The sequence below is a fragment of the Pseudomonas sp. St386 genome (assembly GCF_018325865.1).
GTDB classification, from domain to species: Bacteria; Pseudomonadota; Gammaproteobacteria; order Pseudomonadales; family Pseudomonadaceae; genus Aquipseudomonas; species Aquipseudomonas brassicacearum.
In genome coordinates, this window is the sequence record NZ_AP021900.1 from 4,399,291 (window position 1) to 4,424,901 (window position 25,611).

The window sequence follows — 25,611 nt, forward strand, 5'->3', positions numbered from 1 at the left end:
GCTTGCTCGCTCCCACAAGGGATTGGTGTGGGGCTGGAATAGCAAAAAGGCGCCTTTCGGCGCCTTTTGCTGTGTTGCGACTAACGATCAGGCCATTTCGGCCGTGGTTTCGAAGTCGAAGGTCAGTTCGCCGTCCTTGATGTCGATGTGGACCACACCGCCATGCTCGGCCAGTTCGCCAAAGAGGATTTCCTCGGCCAGCGGACGCTTGATCTTGTCCTGGATCAAGCGAGCCATCGGCCGCGCCCCCATCGTCACATCGTAACCACCTTCTGCCAGCCAACTGCGGGCCGCATCGGTGACTTCCAGCAATACACGCTTGTCCTCGAGCTGCGCCTGAAGTTCGGTAAGGAACTTGTCCACCACGCTCTTGATGACTTCATGGCTGAGGCGACCAAACTGGATAATGGTGTCCAGGCGGTTGCGGAATTCAGGCGTGAAGCTCTTCTTGATCACTTCCATCGCATCGGACGAGTGGTCCTGATGGGTGAAACCGATCGAAGCTCGAGCCGCGGTTTCGGCACCGGCGTTCGTGGTCATGATGATGATCACGTTGCGGAAGTCCGCCTTGCGCCCGTTGTTATCGGTGAGCGTACCGTGGTCCATGACCTGCAGGAGCAGGTTGAAGACTTCCGGATGCGCCTTCTCGATTTCATCGAGCAACAATACGCAGTGTGGCTGCTTGGTGATGGCTTCGGTCAGCAGGCCGCCCTGGTCGAAACCGACATAGCCTGGAGGCGCACCGATCAGACGCGATACGGTGTGGCGCTCCATGTACTCGGACATGTCGAAGCGAACCAGCTCGATACCCATTGCCTTGGCCAGCTGCCGCGCGGCCTCGGTCTTGCCGACACCGGTAGGACCGGCGAACAGGAACGAACCCACTGGCTTGTCTGGTGACTTGAGACCGGCGCGGGACAGCTTGATGGCGGTCGACAGCGAGTCGATGGCCGCATCCTGGCCGAACACCGTCAGCTTCAGGTCACGCTCCAGGTTACGCAGCAGCTCCTTGTCGGAACTGGTGACGTGCTTAGGCGGAATACGCGCGATTTTCGCCACGATGTCCTCGACCTGAGGCACTTCGATGCGCTTGACGCGTTTCTCCACCGGTTGCAGGCGCTGGTAGGCACCCGCTTCGTCGATGACGTCGATGGCCTTGTCCGGCATGTGCCGGTCGTTGATGTAACGCGAGGCCAGCTCAGCCGCCGCGCGCAGGGCTTCATCGCTGTATTCGATGTTGTGGTGCAGCTCGAAACGCCCTTTCAGGCCGCGCAGGATACCTATGGTGTCTTCCACCGAAGGCTCCGACACATCGACCTTCTGGAAACGCCGGGCCAGGGCACGGTCTTTCTCGAAGATCCCGCGGAATTCCTGGAACGTGGTCGAGCCGATGCAACGGATATCACCCGACGACAGCAACGGCTTGAGCAGGTTCGACGCATCCATGACCCCACCCGACGCCGCCCCGGCACCAATAATGGTGTGGATTTCGTCGATGAACAGGATCGCTTGCGGACGTTTTTTCAACTCGCCAAGCAACGCCTTGAAGCGTTTCTCGAAATCACCGCGGTATTTGGTACCGGCCAGCAAGGCACCCAGATCGAGGGAGTACACCACGCTGTTGGCCAGCAGGTCCGGCACCTGGTTGTCGACGATGCGCTTGGCCAGGCCTTCGGCGATTGCGGTCTTGCCCACGCCCGCCTCGCCCACCAGCAATGGGTTGTTCTTGCGACGCCGAGCCAGGATCTGTGCGACACGCTCGACTTCCGCTTCGCGCCCGACCAGCGGGTCAATGCGTCCCTGGCGTGCCAGTTCGTTCAGGTTGCTGGCATAGGCATCCAATGGGTTGCCTGAAGAAGAAGACTCACCGCCCTCGTCGTCCTGCATATCCTGCTCACCCTCGGAATGATCGCCATGCCCCGGCACCTTGGAGATGCCATGGGCGATGTAGTTGACGACATCGATACGCGCAACGCTCTGCTGCTTGAGCAGGAACACCGCCTGGCTTTCCTGCTCGCTGAAGATGGCAACCAGCACGTTGGCGCCGGTGACTTCACGCTTGCCCGAGCTCTGTACATGGAAGACAGCACGCTGCAGGACACGCTGGAAGCCCAGGGTTGGCTGGGTTTCGCGATCCTCGTCATGGACGGGGATCAATGGCGTGGTGGAGTCGATGAACTCCTGCAGATCATGCTTGAGTTTATCGAGGTTCGCGCCGCAGGCACGCAAAACGGTGGCGGCAGCCTCGTTATCCAATAGGGCCAGCAGCAGGTGTTCGACGGTCATGAATTCATGACGCTTCGAACGAGCCTCCTTGAAGGCAAGATTGAGGGTGACTTCGAGCTCGCGGTTTAACATAGCTTCACCTCATACCCAAGTGGTCGGCGTTAACCGTCCTTCTCGATTTCACAGAGTAGCGGATGCTGGCTTTCCCGGGCGTACTGGTTGACCTGCATGGCCTTCGTCTCGGCGATGTCGCGGGTAAACACTCCACATACTGCCCGTCCCTCTGTATGGACGGCCAGCATGACCTTGGTCGCCAGCTCGCGATTCAGGTTAAAAAACACCTCGAGCACTTCGACGACGAAATCCATCGGTGTGTAGTCATCGTTGAACAAAACCACCTTGTACATCGGTGGCGCCTGTAATGCAGGCTTTGCCTCCTGAACAGCAATGCCTGCGGAATCGTCGTCGTGTAGATCCGGGCGATCCTGATTGAATGTTAGTCGAATCTGGCTGACTGCATGCATGGAAAGAAAGGTTCGTTTAGTTGGCGAATACAGTGATGGGGGCGCTTGTGGGCGATTTCAACCACGACCACCCGGCCACCTTGACTATCGGCAAAACGGTGTTACAACCAATAGAGCCCATCGTGGGTTAAAAAGGTCCGTGGAATCTATCCTTACTTCAAGATTAGCCTGCGGATGGACTGGATGATACTCCAGTGATGGAGTGCGTTGCAGAGGGAAATGGGTTATGTCGGTCGTCAAGATGAATGGCAAGGTGAAATGGTTCAACAATGCCAAGGGCTACGGTTTCATTATCGCGGCCGGCAGGGATGATGAAGACCTTTTCGCCCATTACTCGGCCATCAACATGGAAGGCTATAAAACCCTGAAGGCCGGACAGCCTGTGACGTTCGACGTCATCCAGGGACCCAAGGGCCTGCACGCGGTCAACATCAGGGTTGTCACCGTCGAAGAAACGCCCGCCCCTGTCCAGGTCAGGGTCACCGAGACCCATTGACCGGCCGCCGCACCGGACAAATGAAAATGCCCGACTCGATCACTCGAGCCGGGCATTCGCGCTGAGCGCCGATCCGCTTACATGTGCGAGATCAGGGCATCACCGAAGCCCGAAGACGACACCAGCTTGGCGCCCTCCATCAGACGTTCGAAGTCATAGGTCACGGTCTTGGCCGAAATCGCGCCGTTGGTGCCCTTGATGATCAGGTCGGCCGCTTCGGTCCAACCCATGTGACGCAGCATCATTTCCGCCGACAGGATCAGCGAGCCAGGGTTGACCTGGTCCTTGCCGGCATACTTGGGCGCGGTACCGTGGGTGGCTTCGAACATTGCCACGGTGTCGGACAGGTTGGCGCCTGGCGCAATACCGATACCACCCACTTCCGCCGCCAGGGCGTCGGACAGGTAGTCACCGTTCAGGTTCAGGGTGGCGATCACGTCATATTCGGCCGGACGCAACAGGATCTGCTGCAACATCGCATCGGCGATGGCGTCCTTGACGACGACATTCTTGCCGGTCTTCGGGTTCTTGAACTGCATCCACGGCCCGCCGTCGAGCAGGGTCGCGCCGAACTCCTCGGCCGCCACTTCGTAGGCCCATTCCTTGAAGGCACCTTCGGTGAACTTCATGATGTTGCCTTTATGCACGATGGTCAGCGAATCGCGGTCATTGTCGACAACATATTGCAAGGCCTTGCGAGCCAGGCGCTGGGTGCCTTGCTTGGAAACCGGCTTGATGCCGATGCCGCAGTCCTCGTCGAAACGGATCTTGGTCACACCCATTTCTTCTTTCAGGAACTTGATGACCTTGGTGGCTTCAGCCGAACCGGCCTTCCACTCAATGCCAGCGTAGATGTCCTCGGAGTTCTCGCGAAAGATGGTCATGTCCACGTCGCCAGGCTTCTTGACCGGGCTTGGCACGCCTTCGAACCAGCGCACCGGACGCAGGCACACGTACAGGTCGAGCTGCTGGCGCAGGGCCACGTTCAGCGAACGGATACCACCGCCCACCGGCGTGGTCAGCGGACCCTTGATGGAAACCACGTAATCCTTGACCGCGTCCAGGGTTTCCTGGGGCAGCCAGGTGTCCTGGTCGTAGACCTGAGTCGCTTTCTCACCGGCATAGACTTCCATCCAGGAAATCTTGCGCTTGCCGCCATAGGCCTTCTGAACCGCAGCGTCCACAACCTTGATCATGACCGGACTGATATCGACGCCAATGCCGTCGCCTTCGATGAAGGGGATGATCGGGTTGTCGGGAACATTAAGAGAATGGTCTGCATTGACGGTAATTTTGTCACCGACGGCTGGAACCTGAATCTTTTGATACCCCATGCTGAACTCCGTTGCTTGGATTGAACATCTGGCTGCGTTCGAGCGTACCCCACTTGAATCGGCGCGCAAACCCTACGTTAGGCTCATCCGGGGTAAAGCGTTGCAGTTCGCGGTGTACAACCCTGAAAACCAAGGGAAAAGCGCCAAACATGAGCATAGCCTGCTCCTTGGGTACTGCGACGTTTAGACCAATGGACGTGTACGGAAGTCTATGAACCATCGGCAGATTGCCAGCTACCTATGTATAATGCCGCCGCTGACCACAGGGTCACACTGGCTGAGCGCTCTATCACAGGTCTTTCCGCCAGTTTAAAAGCCGGACCGTTACCGCGGCCCAACCGCTTGACGCTCGACTGATGCACCCAACATCACCGCGAAGAAACCTCGACATTCGGTTCACGGATGACTTTGAACGAACGCGCTTACCCGGCGCCCCTCGAGTTTCTGCGCATGCTTTAGCAAAGAAGAGAGTTAATCCGAATATGCCCACCCGCTCGAAGATCATCTATACCTTCACCGACGAAGCGCCCGCCCTCGCCACCTACTCGCTGCTGCCGATCGTCGAAGCCTTTACCGCTTCGGCCGATATCGCCGTGGAAACCCGCGATATCTCCCTCGCAGGGCGCATCCTGGCCAGCTTCCCCGAGCAACTGGGTGACAAAGCCGTAGCCGACCACCTCGCCGAACTGGGCGACCTGGCCGTTACGCCCGAAGCCAACATCATCAAGCTGCCGAACATCAGCGCCTCGGTACCGCAACTGCAGGCCGCGATCAAGGAATTGCAGGCCCAGGGCTACGCACTGCCGGACTACCCGGAAACCGTGACCAGCGACGCCGAGAAAGACGCTCGCGCCCGCTACGACAAGATCAAGGGCAGCGCCGTGAACCCGGTCCTGCGCGAAGGCAACTCCGACCGTCGCGCGCCGCTGTCGGTCAAGAACTACGCCCGCAAGCACCCGCACAAGATGGGCGCCTGGGCAGCCGACTCCAAATCCCATGTAGCCCACATGAGCACCGGTGATTTCTACGGCAGCGAAAAAGCCGCCCTGATCGACGCCGCCGGCAGCGTGAAAATCGAGCTGATCGCCCAGGATGGCACTGCCACTGTCCTGAAGGAAAAAACCACCGTACAAGCCGGTGAGATCCTCGACTGCGCCGTGATGAGCAAAAACGCCCTGCGCGACTTCATCGCCGCTGAAATCGAAGACGCCAAGCAAAAAGGCGTCCTGCTGTCGGTTCACCTCAAGGCCACCATGATGAAGGTCTCCGACCCGATCATGTTCGGCCAGATCGTTGCCGAGTTCTATAAAGACGCCCTGGCCAAGCACGCACAGGTGCTGGAGCAGATCGGCTTCAACCTGAACAACGGCATCGGCGACCTGTACGCCCGCATCAAGGCCCTGCCGGCCGAGCAGCAGGCGCAGATCGAAGCCGACATCCAGGCGGTCTACGCAGCGCGCCCATCCCTGGCGATGGTCAACTCCGACAAAGGCATCACCAACCTGCACGTGCCGAGCGACGTCATCGTCGACGCCTCGATGCCGGCCATGATCCGTGACTCCGGCAAGATGTGGGGCACCGACGGCCAACTGCACGACACCAAGGCCGTGATCCCGGATCGCTGCTACGCCACCATCTACCAGGCGGTGATCGAAGACTGCAAGCAACACGGCGCCTTCGACCCAACCACCATGGGCAGCGTGCCGAACGTTGGCCTGATGGCCAAGAAAGCCGAAGAGTACGGCTCCCACGACAAGACCTTCCAGATCAAGGTCGACGGCGTGGTCCGTGTTTCGGACAGCAACGGTCGCACCCTGCTGGAGCAGAGCGTCGAAGCTGGCGACATCTTCCGCATGTGCCAGACCAAAGACGCGCCGATCCAGGACTGGGTCAAACTGGCCGTCAACCGCGCCCGCGCCAGCAGCACCCCGGCGATCTTCTGGCTGGACCCGATGCGCGCCCATGACGGCGTCGTGATCGAGAAAGTCCAGACCTACCTGAAGGACTACGACACTGCCGGCCTGGACATCCGCATCATGTCGCCGGTCGACGCGATGAAGTTCACCCTGGCCCGCACCCGCGAAGGCAAGGACACCATCTCGGTGACCGGCAACGTACTGCGCGACTACCTGACCGACCTGTTCCCGATCATGGAACTGGGCACCAGCGCCAAGATGCTGTCGATCGTGCCGCTGATGAACGGCGGTGGCCTGTTCGAAACCGGCGCTGGCGGCTCGGCCCCCAAGCACGTGCAGCAGTTGCTGGAAGAAAACTTCCTGCGCTGGGATTCCCTGGGCGAGTTCCTGGCCCTGGCTGCGTCCCTCGAGCACCTGGGCGTGACTTACAACAACCCTAAAGCACTGGTGCTGGCCAAGACCCTGGACCAGGCTACCGGTGAGTTCCTGGACCGCAACAAGTCGCCTTCGCGCAAGGTCGGCGGCATCGACAACCGCGGCAGCCACTTCTACCTGACCCTGTTCTGGGCCCAGGCACTGGCCGCTCAAGACGACGACGCAGCCCTCAAGGCTCAGTTCGCTTCCCTGGCCAAGACATTGACCGACAACGAAGAAAAAATCGTTGCCGAACTCAATGCCGTGCAAGGCAAGCCCGTGGACATCGGCGGTTACTACTTCGCCAATCCGGAGCTGACCAGCAAGGCCATGCGCCCGAGCAACACCTTCAACGCGGCGATTGCTGCGCTGGTGTAAGGTTGTAGGCAGTACCACAAACCCCGGCCTAGTGCCGGGGTTTGTGTTTCTGGCATTTAGAACCCACCCCTGTGGGAGCGAGCTTGCTCGCGATTGCAATTCATCATTCAATTCAAATATTGACTGACCCACCGCTATCGCGAGCAAGCTCGCTCCCACAATAAGATCGGGGTACGGTCGGAGAGATAGGCCGGCTGTTAGGCCGCCTCGCGAGCAAGCTTTGCTCCCACAGATCTGACAGGTGTATGACCAGGAGAACCAGGCCGGCCGTTAGGCCGCCTCGCGAGCAAGCTTTGCTCCCACAGATCTGACAGGTGTATGACCAGGAGAACCAGGCCGGCCGTTAGGCCGCCTCGCTTTTGATCTTGATCTGGGGCGCCCCGTTAACCACGATGGCCGAACGCAGGCATTGTGGAGTGGGCATCCCGGCATGGATGCCGGGATAGCCGCGCTGGGCCCAGAGTGTGTAAAAACCCCGAAGCCAACCCTTGCTATGATTCCCCAGGACTTCATCGCAAGGGCTGCCCATGAAACGCTTCATCCAAGGTGAACACCGAGATCAAACTACCTTGCTCCCCGAGAGCTTGGACGACTACGTCAGCGACACCAATCCGGTGCGCGTTGTCGATGTCTTCGTGGATGAGCTCGACCTGATCAGCTTGGGTTTTGACAGCGCTGTCCCCGCTAAAACGGGCCGACCGGCTTACCACCCTGCAGTCATGCTGAAGATCTACATCTACGGCTATCTCAACCGTATCCAGTCAAGCCGGCGCCTTGAGCGCGAGGCGCAGCGCAACGTCGAGCTGATGTGGCTGACCGGTCGCCTGATGCCGGATTTCAAGACCATCGCCAATTTCCGCAAAGACAACGGAAAGGCCATTCGAGGAGTCTGTCGGCAGTTCGTCGTGTTGTGTCAACAATTGGGGCTGTTCTCGGAACATTTCGTTGCCATCGATGGCAGTAAATTCAAGGCGGTGAACAACCGCGACCGCAATTTTACCAGCGCCAAGCTGAAGCGCCGGATGGAAGACATCGAGTCAAGCATTGCCCGTTATCTGAAAGCCCTGGATGAGGCTGATCGGGAAGAGCCCAAGTCTTCAGGGCCCAAAGGCGGCCTGGAAGAGAAAATCGCCAAATTGAAGGAGCAGATGAAGGCACTCCAAGCGATTGAAATACAGCTTGAAGCATCGCCGGACAAACAGATCTCGCTAACCGCCCAGGACGCGCGCTCGATGATGATGACGAGCGGTCATGGCATCGTGGGCTACAACGTGCAGACAGCAGTCGATACCAAACACCATTTGATCGTTGCGCACGAGGTGACCAATGTCGGTCACGACCGTGATCAGCTTAGCTCGATGGCCCAGCAGGCCCGTGAGGCGATGCAAATCGAATCGTTGTCGGTGGTGGCGGACCGAGGGTATTACAAAAGCGTAGAAATCCTGGCCTGTCACGAGGCAGGGATCACAGCTTATGTGCCGAAAACGCTGAGCTCGCGGGCCAAATTTGATGGCCGTTTCGGCAATGACGAGTTTGTTTACGACGCAGACAAAGATGTCTACGTCTGCCCCGCTAAACAAGTGCTGATCTGGCGCAACTCTTACGTCGACAAGGGCAAGAAGCTGGACGTTTACTGGCACTCCAACTGCCGAGCCTGTTCGATAAAGGCGCAATGCACACCGGCCAGAGAGCGAAAAATTCGGCGCTGGGAACATGAGGCGTTACTGGAGGAAATGCAGGCCCGGCTGAACAATGAGCCGCAGATGATGAACATCCGCAAGCGAACGGTCGAGCACCCCTTCGGGACGCTGAAGCAATGGATGGGAGCGACGCATTTTCTGACACGGCGGCTGGCTGGGGTCAGCACTGAAATGAGCTTGAATGTGCTCGCTTACAATTGGAAAAGAGTGATGAAAATCCTTGGTGCGCAGGGTCTGATGAAGGCGCTGGCGGCCTGAAAGCCTGCCGTTTTTCCCCGTTAATCAAGCTATGAAGCCTTGCTAGCGTTCGTAGGGGCCGCTTGGAGCTACAGGAACGCTTCAGGTTTTAATCAGTTGGCCAACACCTGTCGGCACTACGTGCCGACGATGTTTTTATCGGTTTTTACACACTCTGGGCCATGGATGGCCCTTCGCGGCGGCCCACGGAGCAATGCCGGAGAGAGGGCATGCCGAGCCTAGGCGAGGCACCGAGTGGTGGGGCATGAGCGTTTTGCTTACTTTTGACTGGGCCGGCTTCCGGGCTTCTCAAAAGTGAGCCGCTGTAAGAGCGGAACCATAGGCAGCCGTGACCGCAGCAACGGATATGTACTCAATCCCCCCCCGCAACCCACATCCCAATCCGAGAAATAGAAGAACCTTATGAACTGGCAACCCCACATCACCGTCGCCACCATCGTCGAAAACAACGGCCGCTTCCTGATGGTGGAAGAATCCAAGGCCGGACGCGCAGTGCTCAACCAGCCCGCCGGCCACCTTGACCCGAACGAAACCCTGATCGAAGCCGCCGTGCGCGAAACCCTGGAAGAAACCGGCTGGGACGTCGAACCCACGGCCGTGGTGGGTATTTACCTGTACACCGCCCCCAGCAACGGTGTGACCTACCAGCGCGTCTGTTTCGCCGCCAAGGCCTTGAAACACCACCCCGAGTATCAACTGGACGACGGCATCCTCGGCGCCAAATGGCTGACCCGCGACGAACTGCTCGAACAGCGCGAGCACTGGCGCAGCGAGCTGATCATCCGCTGCATCGACGATTATCTGGCCGGCCATTGCCACAGTCTGACGCTGATCCGTCCTTCTCTTTAGCCTTGTGCGCCCGGGCCTGATAGAATCGCGTCCTTTTTCAAGACACTCATTGAACTCCTATGCGTGATCCAGCTCCTTCTGACACATCCAAGAAGCGCGTCATTGTCGGCATGTCCGGCGGCGTGGACTCTTCCGTTTCCGCCCTTCTGCTGATCGAGCAGGGTTATGAGGTGGAAGGCCTGTTCATGAAGAACTGGGAAGAAGACGACGGCACCGAATACTGCACCGCCATGGACGACCTGGCGGACGCCCAGGCCGTGTGCGACAAGATCGGCATCAAGCTGCACACCGCCAACTTCGCCGCCGAGTACTGGGACAACGTGTTCGAGCACTTCCTGGCCGAGTACAAGGCCGGCCGCACGCCGAACCCGGACATCCTCTGCAACCGCGAAATCAAGTTCAAGGCGTTCCTCGACTACGCCATGATGCTCGGTGCCGACCTGATCGCCACCGGCCACTACGTGCGCCGCCGCGACATCGACGGCCGCACCGAACTGCTCAAGGGCCTGGACCCGAACAAGGACCAGAGCTACTTCCTGCACGCCGTCGGCGGCGAGCAGATCGCCAAGACCCTGTTCCCGGTAGGCGAACTGGAAAAGCCCGAAGTGCGCGCGATCGCCGAAAAACACCAGCTCGCCACGGCCAAGAAAAAAGACTCCACCGGGATCTGCTTTATCGGTGAGCGCCGTTTCAGCGACTTCCTCAAGCAATACCTGCCGGCCCAGCCGGGCGAGATCAAGACGACCGAAGGCGAAGTCATCGGCCGTCACCATGGCCTGATGTACCATACCATCGGCCAGCGCCAGGGCCTGGGCATCGGCGGCCTGAAAGACGCCGGCGAAGAGCCGTGGTACGTGCTGGTCAAGGACCTGGAGCACAACGAGCTGATCGTCGGCCAGGGCAACGACCACCCATGGTTGTTTTCCCGCGCCCTGCTCGCCTCCGATATCTATTGGGTCAACCCGATCGACCTCGGCGAACCACGCCGCCTGACGGCCAAGGTTCGCTACCGCCAGAGCGACCAGCCCTGCACCCTGGAAAAAACCGCCACGGGCTACCGTGCCACCTTCGATGACCCGCAGCGGGCGGTCACCCCCGGCCAGTCCGTGGTGTTCTATGACGGCGAAATCTGCCTGGGCGGCGGTGTGATCGAAGTCGCAGAGCCCTGGAGCAGCAAGGCATGACCCCCATCCAGGAACAACTGACGGCATTGGGCGGCGTATTCCTCGCCGCCGTGCTGGTGGACAGGATCGCCAAGACCGGCCAGGCCACCGAAGCGGGCGTGGCCTGCATGCTCGGCAGCCTGCTGGTTCGCGACCCCAAGGACACCCTGGAAGTCTACGGCGGCGACGACTTGAACCTGCGCGAAGGCTATCGTGCGCTGATTGGCGCCCTGGAGCGCGATCCCAGCGCCCTGCAACGCGAACCGCTGCGCTATGCCCTGTCGATGCTGGGCCTTGAGCGTCAGCTGGCCAAGCGCGACGACCTGCTGGAAACCATCGGCAAACGCTTGCCGCAGATCCAGTCCCAGGTGGAGCACTTCGGCCCGTCCCACGAAAACGTCGTCGCGGCCTGCGGCGCGCTGTACCAGGACACCCTGAGCACCTTGCGCCAGCGCATCCAGGTGCATGGCGACATGCGCAACCTGCAGCAACCGAGCAATGCCTCGAAGATCCGCGCCCTGTTGCTGGCCGGTATTCGTTCGGCACGGCTGTGGCGGCAGTTGGGCGGCCATCGCTGGCAACTGGTGATCAGCCGGCGCAAATTGCTTAAAGAGCTTTACCCGTTGATGCGCAACGAATAAGTCGCCTCAACCCGTTTTTTTAGTTCGTTACGCGTAATACGCCGGTCAGTTGGCGACGGACCGGCGATTGTTTTCATGTATGATACGCGCCCCATTTCGTTGCCCGACTGTCCGAGAACACCCCATGCAGCTCTCTTCGCTCACTGCGGTTTCCCCTGTTGACGGCCGCTACGCCGGCAAAACCCAGGCCCTGCGCCCGATTTTCAGCGAGTACGGCCTGATCCGTGCCCGCGTCCTGGTTGAAGTGCGCTGGCTCCAGCGCCTGGCCGCCCACCCTGCCATCAGCGAAGTCCCGGCGTTTTCCGCCGAAGCCAACGCGGTGTTGAACGCCCTCGCAGAAAATTTTGTGCTGGAGCACGCCGAGCGCGTCAAAGAGATCGAGCGCACCACCAACCACGACGTCAAGGCCATCGAATACCTGCTCAAGGAGCAGGCGGCCAAGCTGCCGGAACTGGCCAATGTCAGCGAGTTCATCCACTTCGCCTGCACCAGCGAGGACATCAACAACCTGTCCCACGCCCTGATGCTGCGCGAAGGCCGTGATGAGGTGATGCTGCCACTGATGCGCCAGACCGCCCAGGCCATCCGCGAGCTGGCGATCCGCTTCGCCGACGTGCCGATGCTGTCGCGCACCCACGGTCAACCGGCTTCGCCGACCACCCTGGGCAAGGAACTGGCGAACGTGGTCTACCGCCTGGAGCGCCAGATCGCCCAGGTGGCCGCCGTGCCGCTGCTGGGCAAGATCAACGGCGCCGTGGGCAACTACAACGCCCACCTGTCGGCCTACCCGGACATCGACTGGGAAGCCAACGCCCGCGCCTTCATCGAAGACGAGCTGGGCCTGAGCTTCAACCCCTACACCACCCAGATCGAACCGCATGACTACATCGCCGAACTGTTCGATGCGATCGCGCGCTTCAACACCATCCTGATCGACTTCGACCGTGACATCTGGGGCTATATTTCCCTGGGTTACTTCAAGCAGCGCACCATCGCTGGCGAAATCGGTTCCTCGACCATGCCGCACAAGGTCAACCCGATCGACTTCGAAAACTCTGAAGGCAACCTGGGCATCGCCAACGCGCTGTTCCAGCACCTGGCGAGCAAACTGCCGATCTCCCGCTGGCAGCGCGACCTGACCGACTCCACCGTGCTGCGCAACCTGGGCGTGGGTTTTGCCCATAGCGTCATTGCCTACGAAGCCAGCCTCAAGGGCATCAGCAAGCTGGAACTGAACGAGCAGAAGATCGCCGCCGACTTGGACGCCTGCTGGGAAGTCCTGGCCGAACCGATCCAGACCGTGATGCGTCGCTACAACATCGAAAACCCGTATGAAAAGCTGAAAGAACTGACCCGTGGCAAGGGCATCAGCCCTCAAGCGTTGCAGACTTTCATCGATGGCCTGGACATGCCTGCCGACGCCAAGGCTGAGCTGAAAAAGCTCACGCCGGCCAGTTACATCGGCAACGCAGCAGCACAAGCCAAGCGCATCTGATCCACGGCTTTACCTTTGAGACGCCCGGCCGCGCCGGGCGTTTTTATTCGCGTCTGAAAAGTATATTTTTTCAATAGGTTACACATGAATCCTGATATTCCTCTGCAACTCCTGGGCGGCATCACGGCACGGGAGTTCCTGCGCGACTACTGGCAGAAAAAACCCCTGCTGATCCGTCAGGCGATTCCTGACTTCCAAAGCCCGATCGATGCCGACGAACTGGCCGGCCTGGCCCTGGAAGAAGAAGTCGAGTCGCGCCTGGTGATCGAGCATGGCGAGCGTCCCTGGGAATTGCGTCGCGGCCCGTTTGCCGAAGACGAATTCAGCAAGCTGCCAGAGCGCGAGTGGACCCTGCTGGTACAGGCGGTCGATCAGTTCGTACCGGAAGTCAGCGAGCTGCTGGAGAACTTCCGCTTCCTGCCGAGCTGGCGCATCGACGACGTGATGATCAGCTTCGCCGCACCCGGTGGCAGCGTGGGTCCGCATTTCGATAACTATGACGTGTTCCTGCTGCAGGGCCACGGCCAGCGCAACTGGAAAATCGGCCAGATGTGCGACTCCGAAAGCCCGCTGCTGCAGCACGCCGACCTGCGCATCCTCGCTGAATTCGAAGCCACCGATGAGTGGACCCTGGAACCGGGCGACATGCTCTACCTGCCGCCGCGCCTGGCGCACTGCGGCGTGGCCGTGGACGACTGCATGACCTACTCGGTGGGTTTCCGTGCGCCGAGCGCCGCTGAAGTCCTGACCCACTTCACCGACTTCCTCAGCCAGTTCCTGCCGGACGAAGAACGCTACACCGACGCCGACGCACGCCCTGTAGCCGATCCGCACCAGATCCAGCAGGACGCCCTCGACCGCCTCAAGGGCTTGCTGGCCGAGCACATGAGCGACGAGCGCCTGCTGCTGACCTGGTTTGGCCAGTTCATGACCGAGCCGCGCTACCCGGAACTGGTGGTGGGCCCGGAACTGGAAGAAGACGACCTGCTGGCCAGCCTGGAACAAGGTGCCGTGATCATTCGCAACCCGAGCGCGCGCCTGGCCTGGTCGGAAGTCGATGACGACCTGCTGCTGTTCGCCAGCGGCCAGAGCCGTTACCTGCCGGGCAAGCTGCGCGAGCTGCTGAAAATGATCTGCGCCGCCGACGCCCTGCACATCGAGAACCTCGGTCCGTGGCTGGCCGACGAAGACGGTCGCGGCCTGGTCTGCGAGCTGGTCAAGCAAGGCAGCCTGGGGTTCGCTGATGAATAAAATTCACGTTCGTGTCGCAGACTGGCAAAAGGATAACGCCGAGATCCGGCGCATTCGTGAGACCGTGTTCATTGCCGAGCAGTCCGTTCCACCTGAGCTGGAATGGGATGCCGACGACCAGAGCGCGGTGCATTTTCTGGCGTTTGAAGGCGACTTTCCCATCGGCACCGCCCGCCTGCTGACCGACGGCCATATCGGCCGCGTCTCGGTCCTCAAGGACTGGCGTGGCCTGAAGGTGGGCGATGCGCTGATGCACGCCGTGATCGCCGAAGCCGAGAAGCGTGGGCTCCAGCAGCAGATGCTCAGCGCCCAGGTGCACGCCACGCCGTTCTATGAGCGGCTGGGGTTTGCAGTGGTCAGCGAGGAGTTCCTGGAAGCCGGGATTCCGCATGTGGACATGGTGCGGCGCTCGGCCTGAAACCTGTGGCGAGGGAGCTTGCTCCCTCGCCACAAATGAATCATGCAACCTCGAAACGCCCCGCCATCTACCGATGCCGGGGCGTTTTGCCGTCTAACATTCAACTTGCGCCACCCGGGGCCGACAAACTGGCAATATCAGGCCTTTGTCTCATGGAGAAATGGACATGCTTCTACGCACCCTGCTGACCCTCTTGCTGCTTGGTAGCAGCCTGTCAGCCGTGGCCGATACGCAAATCGTGCCGCTGAACTACCGCACCAGCGCCGACCTGCTGCCGGTGGCACAGAACTTCATCGGCAAGGACGGCCAGGTCAGCGCCTACGGCAACCAACTGATCGTCAACGCCGAGCCCGGCAAGATCGAAGAACTCCGGCAGTTCCTGGCCCAATTGGACACTGCGCCCAAGCGCCTGCTGATTACGGTCGACACCAACGAAAACAACCTGCAGGGCGACCAGGGTTACTCGATCAACGGCGCCGCGCCCAGCCAGACCCGCATCATCAACCGCAGCACCGCCAGCCGTGACGGCGGCGTGCAGCAGGTGCAAGCCAGCGAAGGCCAGCCGGCGCTGATCCAGGTCGGCCAGAGCGTGCCCTTCACCAGCAGCCAGACCGACAACTACGGCCGCCTGCAAAGCCAGACCGAATACCGCAACGTCACCCAGGGTTTTTATGTCACGGCGAGCGTCACCGGCGAGACCGTTCATCTCAGCATCAGTACCAACCGTGACCGCATGAGCCAGGAACGTCCCGATGTAGTGAACGTTCAGAGTACCGACACAACCGTCAGCGGTCGCCTGGGCGAATGGATCACCCTGGCCGGCGTGAATCGCCAGACTCAAGCCGACAAGCAGGGCCTGACCCGCAGCTACTCTACCCAGGGCCGCGACGACATGATTTTGCGGGTCAAGGTCGATACCCTGAACTGAAGCACCAAAAACTGACTGATGAGTCGTATTAGACCAAAGATGTAGTGCTATAAAAAAAGCACTACAAAACGTTTGACGAGGCAAAAAACCGAAGGCATGATGGCCTCGCTCCCGCTAATCAGGGGCCCTGGCAAGGGCCTTCGGGTCGACGCTTGCAACTACCCTGCGAGCCGATTCGTGTCTGTACCGCCCACAAGGTGTGTTTGACGAGGTTGCGACTGGAACGAAGTTGTCCCGAGGGACGGAAGCGTAACTAGGTAACCCGGCATCACTCTGAGTTCGTATGGAGGCCCACGACGCCCGAATGCGCCCGCAGTTCGCCCCTACCTGCTCACTTTCCCCTCGAGCCCATCGTTCATCCCGTCGCCTCCCCGCCTGAACCGACTTGTACGCCAACCCCTGGTCGGCAGGAGCAGGAATTTTCCACCAAGACCTATGCGACGAGGTTTATCTCCATGGCACTGACACGCGAACAGCAAATTGCAGCCCTTGAAAAAGACTGGGCTGAAAACCCGCGCTGGAAAGGCGTGAAGCGCAATTATTCCGCTGCTGACGTCGTCCGTCTGCGTGGCTCGGTTCAACCTGAGCACACCCTTGCGAAAATGGGCGCCGACAAGCTCTGGAACCTGGTCACCCAGGGCGCCAAGCCAGCCTTCCGTCCCGAGAAAGATTTCGTCAACTGCATGGGTGCCCTGACCGGCGGCCAGGCTGTGCAGCAAGTCAAGGCCGGCATCCAGGCGATCTACCTGTCGGGCTGGCAAGTGGCCGCGGACAACAACTCCGCCGAGTCGATGTACCCCGACCAGTCGCTGTACCCGGTGGATTCGGTTCCAACCGTGGTCAAGCGCATCAACAACTCGTTCCGTCGCGCCGACCAGATCCAGTGGAAAGCCGGCAAGAACCCGGGCGACGAAGGCTACATCGACTACTTCGCGCCGATCGTGGCTGACGCTGAAGCCGGTTTCGGTGGCGTCCTGAACGCCTACGAGCTGATGAAAAGCATGATCGAAGCAGGCGCCGCCGGCGTTCACTTCGAAGACCAACTGGCTTCGGTGAAGAAATGCGGCCACATGGGCGGCAAGGTACTGGTTCCAACCCAGGAAGCTGTGCAGAAGCTGACCGCTGCCCGCCTGGCCGCCGACGTTGCCGGTGTACCAACCATCATCCTGGCCCGTACCGACGCCAACGCCGCTGACCTGCTGACCTCCGACTGCGACCCGTACGACCAACCGTTCGTAACCGGTACCCGCACCCAGGAAGGCTTCTACAAGGTGCGTGCCGGTCTCGACCAAGCCATCGCCCGTGGCCTGGCCTACGCACCGTACGCCGACCTGATCTGGTGCGAAACCGCCAAGCCGGACCTGGACGAGGCGCGTCGCTTCGCCGAAGCGATCAAGAAGGAATACCCAGACCAGATCCTGTCGTACAACTGCTCGCCTTCCTTCAACTGGAAGAAAAACCTGGACGACGCGACCATCGCCAAGTTCCAGCGCGAACTGTCCGCCATGGGCTACAAGCACCAGTTCATCACCCTGGCCGGCATTCACAACATGTGGCACAGCATGTTCAACCTGGCGCACGACTACGCCCGCAACGACATGACCGCCTACGTGAAGCTGCAAGAGCAAGAGTTCGCTGACGCCGCCAAGGGCTACACCTTCGTCGCTCACCAGCAGGAAGTGGGCACCGGCTACTTCGACGACATGACCACCGTGATCCAGGGCGGCACTTCGTCGGTGACCGCACTGACCGGTTCCACCGAAGAAGAACAGTTCCACTGATACACGCCGTAAACGGCCCTTGCGGACCGAGTAAAAGCTAACCGCAAAGCCGATGATCTGAAGCCCCGACTGGTTCGGGGCTTTTTTTTGCCGGTTTTTCCCGCTCCGTTTTTCACACCTTGAAGTGACTGACCAACTGCTGCAACTGGTTACCCAGGCGCGCCAGTTCGATGCTGGAGGCTGCGGTTTCTTCACTGGCTGAGGCGGTCTGCTCGGATACATCGCGCACGCTCAGGATACTGCGGCTGATTTCCTCGGCCACCGAACTCTGTTGCACCGCGGCGGCGGCAATCTGCTGGTTCATGGCCTGAATGCCGGAAACCGCCTGGGTGATGTTGCCCAGGGAGGTGCCGGCTTTGCCTGCCAATTCCACGCTGCTGTCGGTCAGTTCGCGGCTGTTTCGCATGATGCTCGATACCTGGCGCGTGCCGTTCTGCAAGCCCGCCACCAGGCTTTCAATCTCTTCGGTGGAATGCTGGGTACGCTGGGCCAATCCGCGCACTTCATCGGCGACCACGGCAAAACCGCGCCCGGCGTCACCCGCGCGAGCGGCCTCGATGGCGGCGTTAAGGGCCAGCAAGTTGGTCTGCTCAGCCACCGCCCTGATCACGTCCATGATCTTGCCGATGCGCCCGCTTTCCTGTTCCAGCTCGTTCATGGCTTCGACTGAACGCCCGACCTCGCCGGCCAGGCGCTCAATCTGAACGATGGCTTGCGCGACCACCTGGTCGCCAATACGAGCTTGTGCATCGGCCTCTGATGCAGCTGCGCGAGCTTGTTCGGCATTACGCGCGACTTCATGCACGGTGACCGACATTTCGTGCATGGCGGTAGCCACCTGATCGGTCTCGGTCTTCTGACTGTTGACCCCGGCACTGGTCTGCTCGGTGACAGCCGAGAGCTCTTCGGCGGCACTGGCGATTTGGGTAACGCCATCGCGGATGCCACCGATCAGGTCGCGCAAGGTGCTGCCCATGCGCTCAATACCCTGCTGCAAGACACCCAGCTCATCACGACGGGTCACGATCACGTGCTGCGTGAGATCACCTGCTGCAATGCGATTGACCACAGCCAATGTGTCCTGCAACGGCCGTGTAATCTGGCGGGTGATGATCAGGGCGGCAAAAATCCCCAACAACATCGCCAAGGCCGTACAACTCAGCTGCAGGATGCGCGCCTGGGCGCTGTCTTCGTCACGGGAGACCAGTTGGCTGGCATACATTTCGTCAGACAGACGAGTGATGGTTTCACCCAGATCGATAGTGTCCTGCACGGCCTTGCCAATGGCCTGATTGCTGGCAGTGAAATCCTGCACCGAACGGCGGTAAGCAATCAGCGCGGTTTCCAGCTGCTTGATGGTGTCGGCATAGGTCGGACCGAAAGCGCCGTTGAGGGTTTCGATGCCCTTGAGCGCATTTTCCAGCTGGCGGGCGGCGGCGAGCTCGGTGGCGCTGTTGGGGTTGCCGGTATAGCCACGCACTTCATAACGCACCAGTGCCAAGTCCTCTTTTGCCTTGAGGATGACCCTGTACAGCTCGAAACGGCGCTCATCCGAGGCAGGCATTGCTTCTACGTCATTGATGACTTTGGCAATCAGCGCGGCCCCCTTGACCGCATTGACGCCCATCTCCTTGCGCATGGCCGCGTCATTGCGATAAGCCTCGCGCATCGTATTCAGTGCCACTTGATACTGCGTGCTGGCCTGCTCGATCAGCGCAAGTTTTTTCAGGTTTTCAGGTTTTCTCAACTCGTTTGCGAGGCTTTTCTGCTTGGCGACAAACTGGTCCAGCGACGCCTGGATCAATGCACCCTTTTGTTCATCTCCCCGGTCCAGCTGGTATTGCAAGCGTGCCCTGCGCAGGTGATCAAGACGGTTGCCGAGTTCGGTGATGCTGGTCATTCGATCAGTACGCTCGATCATTTTCCCCAGGCTGAACCAGCCGGTCGCGGCGAGGATAGCGGTCAGAAGCAGCACAACGGCAAAGCCCAAAGCCAGCTTGAGCATAACGCTCATATTCGCGATCCAAGAGTTCATGGCATTCCTTGTGGTCATCAGCCGCGAACGATGAAACCTGGCGCGGCTATCTAAGAAGGGACGTTAGCCTAATCAAGTATTGATATAGATGATTAGATGAATGAAGCACAAAGATAGCCATTTGACATCATTCATTCAAGGAAAGTCGAGGATGCATCGATTGGACGGGGGCTGGCGAGCAAAAATTGGCACGAGACCGGGCCTAAAGCACCACAGCGGTGTCGCTTAAACGTGCAAACCCCATGGCCACAGGTTCTGCATTGGCTCAACTGATCGACATTGATCTGACGAACCTGGTTTTTTCACCCGTTTTTTTTGAAGCAACCTACGCTGTAAGAGCAAGCCTGCATCTGTGGGAGTCAGGCTTGCCCGCGATGAACGATTACGCTGTCTGCCTCGGGACCGCGTTGCCGGCATCGCGAGCAAGCTTGGCTCCCACAGGAGCAGTCCCCGACACAGATCCAACCTTCACCGCCCCCTCCGTCACAAAACTTCAGCGCACGGGTAGAAAAATTGATCGAACGCAGTATTGGGCAGTCCGAAAAGGAGTAAAACGTTCGGCGCTGACAATTGCAGTAGCGGCGATGTAAGACAGTCTTTCAGGCACAACACAAAGTGCACCGTAGAAAGGCCGCTACAAATAATAATAATTATCATTTGGAAGTCATTATCATTGTTGCATTCCGCACAAAATATTATTGATGAATAACCGGCCAACGCCCACCAGGCCTGGGCCGCAGGGTCTTGGAGGCACGCTATGTCCTTATTCCAATAAATAATTTCGCTATAGGAATTTTACTTGCCCGGTGTTTAGCCATAAAATCACCGCGATTGATTGCTGCGACATATCGTCACTGCGTTATTTCATTCAAGCTCAGAGACCTTTGCTCTCTGTTAAGGATTTCCAGCATGTCCGAAGCGACAGGACTCATGGCCCACAATTGGGGCTTTGCCATTTTCCTTCTGGGCGTTGTTGGCCTGTGTGCTTTCATGCTCGGTGTGTCGAGCCTGCTTGGGTCAAAAGCCTGGGGCCGCAGCAAAAATGAACCGTTCGAGTCCGGCATGCTACCTACCGGTGGCGCCCGCTTGCGGCTCTCAGCCAAATTCTATCTGGTCGCGATGCTCTTCGTGATCTTCGATATCGAAGCCCTCTTTCTCTTTGCATGGTCTGTGTCCGTCCGCGAAAGCGGCTGGACCGGATTCGTCGAAGCTCTCGTTTTCATAGCAATTCTGTTGGCAGGTCTTGTCTACCTTTACCGAGTGGGGGCGCTTGATTGGGCTCCGGAAGCTCGGCGCAAGCGGCAAGCGAAGCTGAAACAATGAGGCTTTGGCAATGCAATACAATCTCACCAGGATCGACCCCGATGCTCCTAACGAGCAGTATCCGATTGGCGAACGGGAAACCGTTGCCGATCCGTTAGAAGATCAAGTCCACAAAAACATCTTCATGGGCAAGCTCGAAGACGTGCTGAACAGCACGGTCAACTGGGGTCGCAAGAACTCCCTGTGGCCGTACAACTTCGGCCTTTCGTGCTGCTACGTGGAAATGACCACCGCCTTCACGGCGCCCCACGACATCGCGCGCTTTGGCGCCGAGGTGATCCGGGCATCGCCACGCCAGGCGGATTTCATGGTTATCGCCGGTACCTGCTTCATCAAGATGGCGCCGATCATCCAGCGTCTCTACGAGCAAATGCTCGAACCTAAGTGGGTTATCTCCATGGGTTCGTGCGCCAACTCCGGTGGCATGTACGACATCTACTCCGTCGTTCAAGGGGTGGACAAGTTCCTGCCCGTGGACGTCTACGTGCCCGGCTGCCCGCCTCGCCCTGAAGCTTTCCTGCAAGGCCTGATGCTGTTGCAGGAGTCGATTGGCCAGGAGCGTCGCCCACTGTCCTGGGTCGTTGGCGATCAAGGCGTCTATCGCGCCGACATGCCATCGCAAAAGGAACAGCGCCGCGAACAGCGTATCGCAGTCACCAACCTGCGCAGCCCCGACGAAGTCTGATCCAGCTCTGCTCTGCATAAGAAACGAGAACCTGGCTTCATTCTTTACGTTGACCGAAAGCGATAAATAACCATGACTACAGGCAGTGCTCTGTACATCCCGCCTTACAAGGCAGACGACCAGGATGTGGTCGTCGAACTGAACAACCGTTTTGGCCCCGAGGCGTTCACCGCCCAGCCGACCCGCACCGGCATGCCGGTGCTTTGGGTTGCCCGCGCCAAACTCGTCGAAGTCCTGACCTTCCTGCGCAACCTGCCCAAGCCGTACGTCATGCTCTATGACCTGCACGGCGTGGACGAGCGCCTGCGCACCAAGCGTCAAGGGCTGCCCGACGGCGTCGATTTCACCGTGTTCTATCACCTGATGTCGATCGAGCGTAATAGTGACGTAATGATCAAGGTCGCCTTGTCCGAGAGCGACCTTAGCGTGCCGACCGTGACCGGCATCTGGCCGAACGCCAACTGGTACGAGCGTGAAGTGTGGGACATGTTCGGGATCGACTTCCCCGGCCACCCGCACCTGACCCGCATCATGATGCCGCCGACCTGGGAAGGTCACCCGCTGCGCAAGGACTTCCCGGCCCGTGCCACCGAGTTCGACCCGTTCAGCCTGTCCCTGGCCAAGCAACAGCTCGAGGAAGAAGCCGCGCGCTTCAAGCCTGAAGACTGGGGCATGAAGCGTTCGGGCGCCAACGAGGACTACATGTTCCTCAACCTCGGCCCGAACCACCCTTCGGCCCACGGTGCGTTCCGCATCATCCTGCAGCTGGACGGCGAAGAGATCGTCGACTGCGTGCCTGACATCGGCTACCACCACCGTGGCGCCGAGAAAATGGCCGAGCGCCAGTCCTGGCACAGCTTCATCCCGTACACCGACCGCATCGACTACCTCGGCGGCGTGATGAACAACCTGCCGTACGTGCTGTCGGTCGAGAAACTGGCCGGGATCAAGGTACCGGAGAAGGTCGACGTCATCCGCATCATGATGGCCGAGTTCTTCCGTATTACCAGCCACCTGCTGTTCCTGGGGACCTATATCCAGGACGTGGGGGCCATGACCCCGGTGTTCTTCACCTTCACCGACCGCCAGAAGGCCTACACGGTGATCGAAGCCATCACCGGTTTCCGCCTGCACCCGGCCTGGTACCGCATCGGTGGTGTTGCCCACGACCTGCCACGCGGCTGGGAAAAGCTGGTCAAGGACTTCGTCGAGTGGATGCCCAAGCGCCTGGACGAATACACCAAGGCCGCCCTGCAGAACAGCATTCTCAAGGGTCGTACCATCGGGGTCGCCGCCTACAACACCAAAGAGGCCCTGGAATGGGGCGTCACCGGTGCCGGCCTGCGTTCCACCGGTTGCGACTTCGACCTGCGCAAGGCGCGCCCCTACTCCGGCTACGAAAACTTCGAATTCGAAGTACCGCTGGCGGCCAATGGCGATGCCTACGACCGCTGCATGGTTCGCGTCGAGGAAATGCGCCAGAGCATCAAGATCATCGACCAATGCATGCGCAACATGCCGGAAGGCCCGTACAAGGCGGATCACCCGCTGACCACGCCGCCGCCAAAAGAGCGCACGCTGCAACACATCGAGACCCTGATCACGCACTTCCTGCAGGTTTCGTGGGGCCCGGTCATGCCGGCCAACGAGTCCTTCCAGATGATCGAAGCGACCAAGGGCATCAACAGTTATTACCTGACGAGCGACGGCGGCACCATGAGCTACCGCACCCGGATTCGCACCCCAAGCTACCCGCACCTGCAGCAGATCCCTTCAGTGATCAAAGGCAGCATGGTCGCGGACTTGATCGCGTACCTGGGTAGTATCGATTTCGTTATGGCCGACGTGGACCGCTAAGCATGAACAGCACGCTTATCCAGACAGACCGTTTCGCCCTGAGCGAAACCGAGCGCTCGGCCATCGAGCACGAGCTGCATCACTACGAAGACCCGCGCGCGGCGTCGATCGAAGCCCTGAAGATCGTCCAGAAGGAACGTGGCTGGGTGCCTGACGGCGCGCTCTACGCCATCGGCGAGATCCTCGGCATCCCGGCCAGCGACGTCGAAGGCGTGGCCACCTTCTATAGCCAGATTTTCCGCCAGCCAGTAGGCCGTCACATCATTCGTGTCTGCGACAGCATGGTCTGCTACATCGGTGGCCACGAATCGGTGGTCGGCGAGATCCAGAACAAGCTGGGCATCGGCCTGGGCCAGACCACCGCCGACGGTCGTTTCACCCTGCTGCCAGTGTGCTGCCTGGGTAACTGCGACAAGGCGCCAGCGCTGATGATCGACGACGACACCTTCGGTGACGTCCAGCCTGACGGCGTCGCCAAACTGCTGGAGGGCTACGTATGACCCTGACTTCCTTCGGGCCCGCCAACCGCATCCAGCGTTCGGCCGAAACCCATCCCCTGACCTGGCGCCTGCGTGACGACGGCGAAGCCGTATGGCTGGACGAGTACCAGGCCAAGAATGGCTACGCCGCTGCGCGCAAGGCGTTCAGCGACATGGCCCAGGACGACATCGTCCAGACCGTGAAAGACTCCGGCCTCAAGGGCCGTGGCGGCGCGGGCTTCCCCACGGGTGTGAAGTGGGGCCTGATGCCCAAGGACGAATCCATCAACATCCGCTACCTGCTGTGCAACGCGGATGAAATGGAGCCCAACACCTGGAAAGACCGCATGCTGATGGAGCAACTGCCCCATCTGCTGATCGAAGGCATGCTGATCAGCGCCCGCGCGCTGAAAACCTACCGTGGCTATATCTTCCTGCGTGGCGAATACACCACCGCCGCCAAGCACCTGAACCGTGCCGTGGAAGAAGCCAAGGCCGCCGGCCTCTTGGGCAAGAACATCCTGGGCTCGGGCTTTGATTTCGAGCTGTTCGTCCACACCGGTGCCGGACGCTACATCTGCGGTGAAGAAACCGCACTGATCAACTCCCTGGAAGGCCGTCGCGCCAACCCACGTTCCAAGCCGCCCTTCCCTGCCGCTGTAGGCGTGTGGGGCAAGCCGACCTGCGTGAACAACGTCGAGACCCTGTGCAACGTGCCGGCGATCATCGCCGACGGCGTGGACTGGTACAAATCCCTGGCCCGTGACGGCAGCGAAGACATGGGCACCAAGCTCATGGGCTTCTCCGGCAAGGTCAAGAACCCTGGCCTGTGGGAACTGCCATTCGGCGTCACCGGCCGCGAGCTGTTCGAAGACTACGCTGGCGGCATGCGCGACGGCTACAAGCTCAAGTGCTGGCAGCCTGGCGGCGCCGGTACCGGGTTCCTGTTGCCGGAACACCTGGACGCCCAAATGTACGCCGGCGGCATCGCCAAGGTCGGCACCCGCATGGGTACCGGCCTGGCCATGGCGGTGGACGACAGCGTGAACATGGTGTCGCTGCTGCGCAACATGGAAGAGTTCTTCTCCCGTGAGTCGTGCGGTTTCTGCACCCCTTGCCGCGATGGCCTGCCATGGAGCGTCAAGCTGCTGCGGGCCCTTGAAAACGGCGAAGGCCAGGCCGGCGACATCGAGACCCTGCTGGGTCTGGTGGGTTTCCTCGGCCCAGGCAAGACCTTCTGTGCTCACGCACCGGGTGCCGTGGAGCCGTTGGGCAGCGCGATCAAATACTTCCGTCCAGAGTTCGAAGCCGGCATCGCGCCCACCAGCGCCGTCGTCCCGCCTCTGGCAAAGCCGATCGTAGTCGGCGCGTAAACGCTTAAAAAGGCGAAGGGTCCGTGCCCTTCGTCTTCTCGTGTGATGACGCCGTAAACGGCTGTGTTGATTCACGCGAATAACAAG

At 59.9% G+C, this 25,611-nt stretch carries 21 protein-coding genes; 17 read left to right on the top strand and 4 right to left on the bottom strand.

Annotated features, from left to right (window positions below; all coding sequences use genetic code 11):
- Window positions 1-87 precede the first annotated feature (87 nt).
- Window positions 88-2,358, bottom strand: coding sequence for an ATP-dependent Clp protease ATP-binding subunit ClpA (gene clpA / locus KI235_RS19315; protein WP_003203340.1), 2,271 nt, complete (start codon window positions 2,356-2,358; stop codon window positions 88-90).
- A 29-nt stretch (window positions 2,359-2,387) separates the two neighbouring features.
- On the bottom strand, window positions 2,388-2,750 hold the full coding sequence (gene clpS, locus KI235_RS19320) for an ATP-dependent Clp protease adapter ClpS (RefSeq protein WP_003180089.1): 363 nt from the start codon (window positions 2,748-2,750) through the stop codon (window positions 2,388-2,390).
- Between the two features lie 226 nt (window positions 2,751-2,976).
- Here clpS and KI235_RS19325 point away from each other — a divergent pair, with 226 nt between their 5' ends.
- Window positions 2,977-3,246: a cold shock domain-containing protein gene (locus tag KI235_RS19325; protein ID WP_003203343.1), complete on the top strand. Its 270-nt coding sequence runs from the start codon at window positions 2,977-2,979 to the stop codon at window positions 3,244-3,246.
- A gap of 77 nt (window positions 3,247-3,323) precedes the next feature.
- Here the strand turns inward: KI235_RS19325 and icd are convergent, their stop codons facing one another.
- Window positions 3,324-4,580 (bottom strand): NADP-dependent isocitrate dehydrogenase, encoded by a 1,257-nt coding sequence (gene icd, locus KI235_RS19330; protein ID WP_003203344.1) that lies wholly within the window; start codon window positions 4,578-4,580, stop codon window positions 3,324-3,326.
- A gap of 482 nt (window positions 4,581-5,062) precedes the next feature.
- Here icd and KI235_RS19335 point away from each other — a divergent pair, with 482 nt between their 5' ends.
- The 10 genes from KI235_RS19335 to aceA all read left to right on the top strand — a co-directional run bounded on the left by KI235_RS19335 (window position 5,063) and on the right by aceA (window position 17,772).
- Window positions 5,063-7,288: an NADP-dependent isocitrate dehydrogenase gene (locus KI235_RS19335; RefSeq protein WP_003203346.1), complete on the top strand. Its 2,226-nt coding sequence runs from the start codon at window positions 5,063-5,065 to the stop codon at window positions 7,286-7,288.
- Between the two features lie 527 nt (window positions 7,289-7,815).
- Window positions 7,816-9,246: an IS1182 family transposase gene (locus KI235_RS19340; protein WP_212795251.1), complete on the top strand. Its 1,431-nt coding sequence runs from the start codon at window positions 7,816-7,818 to the stop codon at window positions 9,244-9,246.
- 402 nt (window positions 9,247-9,648) lie between these two features.
- Window positions 9,649-10,095 carry an NUDIX hydrolase gene (locus tag KI235_RS19345; protein WP_003203348.1) on the top strand — a complete coding sequence of 149 codons (447 nt, stop codon included), beginning with the start codon at window positions 9,649-9,651 and terminating at the stop codon, window positions 10,093-10,095.
- 59 nt (window positions 10,096-10,154) lie between these two features.
- The gene (gene mnmA / locus KI235_RS19350; RefSeq protein WP_003203350.1) at window positions 10,155-11,279 is read left to right on the top strand and encodes a tRNA 2-thiouridine(34) synthase MnmA; all 1,125 of its coding nucleotides are present in this window, start codon (window positions 10,155-10,157) and stop codon (window positions 11,277-11,279) included.
- Window positions 11,276-11,899 carry a high frequency lysogenization protein HflD gene (hflD, locus tag KI235_RS19355; protein ID WP_003203353.1) on the top strand — a complete coding sequence of 208 codons (624 nt, stop codon included), beginning with the start codon at window positions 11,276-11,278 and terminating at the stop codon, window positions 11,897-11,899. The genes mnmA and hflD overlap by 4 nt, the downstream gene beginning before the upstream one ends.
- A 124-nt stretch (window positions 11,900-12,023) precedes the next feature.
- Window positions 12,024-13,394: an adenylosuccinate lyase gene (gene purB, locus KI235_RS19360; RefSeq protein ID WP_003203355.1), complete on the top strand. Its 1,371-nt coding sequence runs from the start codon at window positions 12,024-12,026 to the stop codon at window positions 13,392-13,394.
- A gap of 84 nt (window positions 13,395-13,478) precedes the next feature.
- Window positions 13,479-14,645: a cupin domain-containing protein gene (locus KI235_RS19365; protein ID WP_003203358.1), complete on the top strand. Its 1,167-nt coding sequence runs from the start codon at window positions 13,479-13,481 to the stop codon at window positions 14,643-14,645.
- A complete protein-coding gene (locus KI235_RS19370; RefSeq protein ID WP_003203360.1) occupies window positions 14,638-15,063 on the top strand; it encodes a GNAT family N-acetyltransferase in 426 nt (141 codons plus the stop codon). The genes KI235_RS19365 and KI235_RS19370 overlap by 8 nt, the downstream gene beginning before the upstream one ends.
- A 166-nt stretch (window positions 15,064-15,229) precedes the next feature.
- Window positions 15,230-15,991 carry a secretin N-terminal domain-containing protein gene (locus KI235_RS19375; protein ID WP_003203361.1) on the top strand — a complete coding sequence of 254 codons (762 nt, stop codon included), beginning with the start codon at window positions 15,230-15,232 and terminating at the stop codon, window positions 15,989-15,991.
- 455 nt (window positions 15,992-16,446) lie between these two features.
- The gene (gene aceA / locus KI235_RS19380; RefSeq protein ID WP_003203364.1) at window positions 16,447-17,772 is read left to right on the top strand and encodes an isocitrate lyase; all 1,326 of its coding nucleotides are present in this window, start codon (window positions 16,447-16,449) and stop codon (window positions 17,770-17,772) included.
- A 112-nt stretch (window positions 17,773-17,884) separates the two neighbouring features.
- Here the strand turns inward: aceA and KI235_RS19385 are convergent, their stop codons facing one another.
- Window positions 17,885-19,807, bottom strand: a complete 1,923-nt coding sequence (locus tag KI235_RS19385; protein WP_003203365.1) for a methyl-accepting chemotaxis protein — start codon at window positions 19,805-19,807, stop codon at window positions 17,885-17,887.
- 242 nt (window positions 19,808-20,049) lie between these two features.
- Between KI235_RS19385 and KI235_RS19390 the strand changes: the two genes are divergently transcribed.
- From KI235_RS19390 to nuoF, 6 genes are all read left to right on the top strand, one after another.
- The gene (locus tag KI235_RS19390) at window positions 20,050-20,397 is read left to right on the top strand and encodes a hypothetical protein (RefSeq protein WP_155252620.1); all 348 of its coding nucleotides are present in this window, start codon (window positions 20,050-20,052) and stop codon (window positions 20,395-20,397) included.
- Between the two features lie 319 nt (window positions 20,398-20,716).
- Window positions 20,717-21,130: an NADH-quinone oxidoreductase subunit A gene (locus KI235_RS19395; protein WP_003203367.1), complete on the top strand. Its 414-nt coding sequence runs from the start codon at window positions 20,717-20,719 to the stop codon at window positions 21,128-21,130.
- Between the two features lie 10 nt (window positions 21,131-21,140).
- On the top strand, window positions 21,141-21,815 hold the full coding sequence (locus KI235_RS19400) for an NADH-quinone oxidoreductase subunit B (RefSeq protein ID WP_013693708.1): 675 nt from the start codon (window positions 21,141-21,143) through the stop codon (window positions 21,813-21,815).
- A gap of 72 nt (window positions 21,816-21,887) precedes the next feature.
- On the top strand, window positions 21,888-23,672 hold the full coding sequence (gene nuoC / locus KI235_RS19405) for an NADH-quinone oxidoreductase subunit C/D (protein WP_003203370.1): 1,785 nt from the start codon (window positions 21,888-21,890) through the stop codon (window positions 23,670-23,672).
- A gap of 2 nt (window positions 23,673-23,674) precedes the next feature.
- On the top strand, window positions 23,675-24,172 hold the full coding sequence (gene nuoE / locus KI235_RS19410) for an NADH-quinone oxidoreductase subunit NuoE (protein WP_003203372.1): 498 nt from the start codon (window positions 23,675-23,677) through the stop codon (window positions 24,170-24,172).
- Window positions 24,169-25,524 carry an NADH-quinone oxidoreductase subunit NuoF gene (gene nuoF / locus KI235_RS19415; protein ID WP_003203373.1) on the top strand — a complete coding sequence of 452 codons (1,356 nt, stop codon included), beginning with the start codon at window positions 24,169-24,171 and terminating at the stop codon, window positions 25,522-25,524. Before nuoE ends, nuoF begins: the two co-directional genes overlap by 4 nt.
- Window positions 25,525-25,611: the final 87 nt, after the last annotated feature.

Bases quoted from the DNA above. Each gene is read 5' to 3' on its own strand.
- hflD (WP_003203353.1), top strand. From the start codon at position 11,276: ATGACCCCCATCCAGGAACAACTGACGGCATTGGGCGGCGTATTCCTC.
- KI235_RS19365 (WP_003203358.1), top strand. From the start codon at position 13,479: ATGAATCCTGATATTCCTCTGCAACTCCTGGGCGGCATCACGGCACGG.
- KI235_RS19385 (WP_003203365.1), bottom strand. From the start codon at position 19,807: ATGAACTCTTGGATCGCGAATATGAGCGTTATGCTCAAGCTGGCTTTG.
- purB (WP_003203355.1), top strand. From the start codon at position 12,024: ATGCAGCTCTCTTCGCTCACTGCGGTTTCCCCTGTTGACGGCCGCTAC.
- KI235_RS19375 (WP_003203361.1), top strand. From the start codon at position 15,230: ATGCTTCTACGCACCCTGCTGACCCTCTTGCTGCTTGGTAGCAGCCTG.
- clpS (WP_003180089.1), bottom strand. From the start codon at position 2,750: ATGCATGCAGTCAGCCAGATTCGACTAACATTCAATCAGGATCGCCCG.
- nuoC (WP_003203370.1), top strand. From the start codon at position 21,888: ATGACTACAGGCAGTGCTCTGTACATCCCGCCTTACAAGGCAGACGAC.
- icd (WP_003203344.1), bottom strand. From the start codon at position 4,580: ATGGGGTATCAAAAGATTCAGGTTCCAGCCGTCGGTGACAAAATTACC.
- mnmA (WP_003203350.1), top strand. From the start codon at position 10,155: ATGCGTGATCCAGCTCCTTCTGACACATCCAAGAAGCGCGTCATTGTC.
- clpA (WP_003203340.1), bottom strand. From the start codon at position 2,358: ATGTTAAACCGCGAGCTCGAAGTCACCCTCAATCTTGCCTTCAAGGAG.
- KI235_RS19390 (WP_155252620.1), top strand. From the start codon at position 20,050: ATGGCCACAGGTTCTGCATTGGCTCAACTGATCGACATTGATCTGACG.
- KI235_RS19325 (WP_003203343.1), top strand. From the start codon at position 2,977: ATGTCGGTCGTCAAGATGAATGGCAAGGTGAAATGGTTCAACAATGCC.
- KI235_RS19400 (WP_013693708.1), top strand. From the start codon at position 21,141: ATGCAATACAATCTCACCAGGATCGACCCCGATGCTCCTAACGAGCAG.
- KI235_RS19340 (WP_212795251.1), top strand. From the start codon at position 7,816: ATGAAACGCTTCATCCAAGGTGAACACCGAGATCAAACTACCTTGCTC.
- KI235_RS19335 (WP_003203346.1), top strand. From the start codon at position 5,063: ATGCCCACCCGCTCGAAGATCATCTATACCTTCACCGACGAAGCGCCC.
- nuoE (WP_003203372.1), top strand. From the start codon at position 23,675: ATGAACAGCACGCTTATCCAGACAGACCGTTTCGCCCTGAGCGAAACC.
- nuoF (WP_003203373.1), top strand. From the start codon at position 24,169: ATGACCCTGACTTCCTTCGGGCCCGCCAACCGCATCCAGCGTTCGGCC.
- KI235_RS19345 (WP_003203348.1), top strand. From the start codon at position 9,649: ATGAACTGGCAACCCCACATCACCGTCGCCACCATCGTCGAAAACAAC.
- aceA (WP_003203364.1), top strand. From the start codon at position 16,447: ATGGCACTGACACGCGAACAGCAAATTGCAGCCCTTGAAAAAGACTGG.
- KI235_RS19370 (WP_003203360.1), top strand. From the start codon at position 14,638: ATGAATAAAATTCACGTTCGTGTCGCAGACTGGCAAAAGGATAACGCC.
- KI235_RS19395 (WP_003203367.1), top strand. From the start codon at position 20,717: ATGTCCGAAGCGACAGGACTCATGGCCCACAATTGGGGCTTTGCCATT.